2 protein-coding genes are annotated in these 3,020 nt (G+C 49.6%); one reads left to right on the top strand and one right to left on the bottom strand.

The genetic code is table 11. The features are described 5' to 3' along the window. Window positions 1–127 precede the first annotated feature (127 nt). Complete coding sequence (locus PN477_RS05810) at window positions 128–298, bottom strand: hypothetical protein (protein ID WP_272122093.1); 171 nt, start codon at window positions 296–298, stop codon at window positions 128–130. A 34-nt stretch (window positions 299–332) separates the two neighbouring features. On the opposite strand from PN477_RS05810, the gene PN477_RS05805 reads away from it, so the two are divergent. After that, window positions 333–2,798: a dynamin-like GTPase family protein gene (locus PN477_RS05805; RefSeq protein WP_272122095.1), complete on the top strand. Its 2,466-nt coding sequence runs from the start codon at window positions 333–335 to the stop codon at window positions 2,796–2,798. The last annotated feature ends 222 nt before the right edge of the window (window positions 2,799–3,020 follow it).

Here is a 3,020-nt window from a genome sequence, read left to right as displayed (position 1 = left end):
CCCCCTTTTTAAGGGGGGCTAGGGGGGATCGAGAGAAGGTGAACATCGTTAAGAGCAGTTTGTGTATAAGCAGTAGCCCCTAGGGAGAGGGCTAGGGTGAGGGCTTTCCGGGATCTGGCTAATTTTGTCAGTCAACCAGGCGATCGCCTTCCTCGCCGCCCTGAGATTCAGCCATTGCAGCGGTATGGATCAGCCGTAGAATCGTTTCGCAAACTAGACGCAAGATTCCCGTACCGCCTAGAGTGAAGATATCCACACCGCAGGCGTAGGTAGGAGCCTCAATCGCGTCTGTAGGCATGGGATGAACGTTAACATCCAACCCCATCACAAATATGACCATTCAGGATAGTCCCACCTGTAGCCAACTCAACGACCAAGTTAGCACCGTGCTGACCCTGTTGCATCAACAGCCCGAATTGCGATCGCAACAGGACACCACCGCCGTTGAAACCGCTCTGCACAAAGCGATCGCGCCGCAATTTGAAATCGTGTTTGCCGGGGCGTTTAGTGCCGGGAAATCGATGTTAATCAATGCCCTCTTGGAGCGGGAATTGCTCTACAGCGCCGAAGGTCACGCCACCGGCACAGAATGCTACATCGAATATGCCGAACCCGATGCCGAGCGCGTTGTGCTCACATTTTTAAGCGAGGCCGAAATTCGCGACCAGGTGAAAATGTTGTGCGATCGCCTGGGTATTTCTGCCAACATCAACATCAACAATGCCGATGCCCGCGAGATTGTGATCACGAATTGTCAGCGGATCATCGCCGACGAAAAAGGCGAAAGCAAGTCCGATCGCGCCAAACAAGCCAAAGGGTTACTGCTCCTCCTCGAAGGTTACGCCCAAAACAGCGATCGCATCCAGGCGCTCCAAAACGCCACCTATTCCATGGAGCAATTTAACTTCACCAACCTCGCCGAAGCCGCCGGTTATGCCCGACGCGGCAGCAACAGCGCCGTCCTCAAACGCTTGAAATATTACTGTCATCATCCCCTCCTAGAAGATGGCAACGTTTTAGTAGATTTGCCCGGCATTGATGCCCCCGTTAAAAAAGATGCCGAACTCACCTACCGCAAAATTGAACACCCCGACACTTCCGCCGTTGTCACCGTTTTAAAACCTGCCTCCGCCGGGGACATGAGCAGCGAAGAAACGGAATTGCTCGAAAAAATGCGTCAAAACCCCAGCATCCGCGATCGCATTTTCTACGCCTTCAATCGCATTGATGAAACCTGGTATAACAGCCAGCTTCGCCAACGCCTCGATCACCTCATTCAATCCCAATTTCGTGACAGCCAACGCATCTATAAAACCAGCGGCATGTTGGGCTTTTATGGCAGCCAAGTCAAGCAAACCAGTGGGCGCGATCGCTTTGGTCTCGATTCCATTTTTGCCGAAAGTGTCAAGAATATCGGCGGCGAAGAAGAAACCCCCCAATTTGTGAATGGGTTTAATCAATATTGTGCCGGTTCTGGTAAACTTGCCCGCAGTGATTTTCACGTCTCTGTCAATAGCTTTGAAACGCCCAATGAAAACTACGTCCGCATCCTCAGTGAATGGGGTCAACCCCTGCTAGATAAGCTAATTGAAGATAGTGGCATCGAAGAATTTCGCAACGCGATCACCCGATATTTAACTGAAGAAAAACGCCCCCAACTCTTTGAAGCTCTGGCCGATGAATTGCAACCCATCTGTATTTTGTTGCAAAATCACTACGGTGAGCAACGTGCCAATCTCGAAAGTCAGCCCCGCGAAATTGATGCGATGAAGGCTCAAGAGTTAGATGTTTTGAATCAGGAACTACAACGCATTGGCAGTGAATTTGAAGCGTATCTCACAACAGAAATTAACAGCATCATCGCCCAAGAAGATCCAGAGTTTGAGCGCGACTTCACCCGCTTAAAAACGCGCATGGTGGCGCGGCTGGATGAATTATTGCATGTGTTTTCCGTGCGCGATGCCTACAAAACAGCAACGGGAACCCATCCCCGCAATGCCACCGCCCCATTTCTCGCCGTTCTGGTGGAGGCTCTATATTACCTCGCCAATGAGCTAGAAGATGTATTAATTGAACATGCCCAAGCTGTGGTGAAAAACTTCTGTGAGCGACTGTTTGAGTCGGTGAAAAAAACAGACTGTTACCGCAACTTATATCGGTTATTGGGTCAAGATGGCGGCTTAGAGGGGCGGTTTAAGGCGTTGACGAAAACCCTGTTAGAGTTGGTGGAAAATGAGGCGCGGCGAGAGTGCGATCGCTACGTCCGCGAAAGTCCCCGCTTCTACGATGAAGGCACATTCTCCATTTACCAATTCCGCCAAACCCTCCAGCAAACCTCCCAAACCTACGGCGCAGAAAGTATCGTCGATGCAGAACCCGCGATCCGTCAACTGCTCAAACTCGATTTTGAACCCAAAGTTGCCGCCACGATTCGCAGCAATTTCCGCCAAGCGCTCAACCAAACCATCAAAACCAAAGTCTTACCCCTCGCGGCTCAGTTCAAACTCGATATTCTCCAACAATACGACCAAGCCCGCACCTATCTCGAACAAACCCTAGAACAAGAAGCAGAATTAAAAATTGCCAAAAACAAAGAACAACTTTCGATAACCTTGGCGAAAATCAACACCTATAACGAAGCGATCAAAGGCATTAATGCTTGTCTTCAATCGTTCAATCTCTTTAGCAAGCAATTGCCCCTGATTTCGTTAACCTTCGATGCCATTGACCCCCCAGTAAAACCTGATGAAAATGCTCCGATTGATGCGGAGTTTGAATCAATTCCTGACTCTGTTTAACACTTAACCGGAGGGTTAACAGTCGTTAGTCCTAATTATAGCGATCCTAAATCAATCGGAGATCTGATCTCCTCATCAACAAGGGGTGCATCCCAGTTATGCAATGAGTATAAATGCTCAGGAGAGAAGCAAGCTAAAATCGGCATCATGGAATCAGAACCCGAAACACAACCTAATGGATACCCAAACCCAAGCCGAGCTTAAAGCCCACGCCGAAGCTAT

This window comes from Spirulina subsalsa CS-330, assembly GCF_028330765.1.
In the GTDB taxonomy this organism is placed as follows: Bacteria; Cyanobacteriota; Cyanobacteriia; order Cyanobacteriales; family Spirulinaceae; genus Spirulina; species Spirulina subsalsa_A.
Note: the sequence above shows the minus strand (reverse complement) of the source record. Positions and strands in the feature narration are given on the sequence as shown.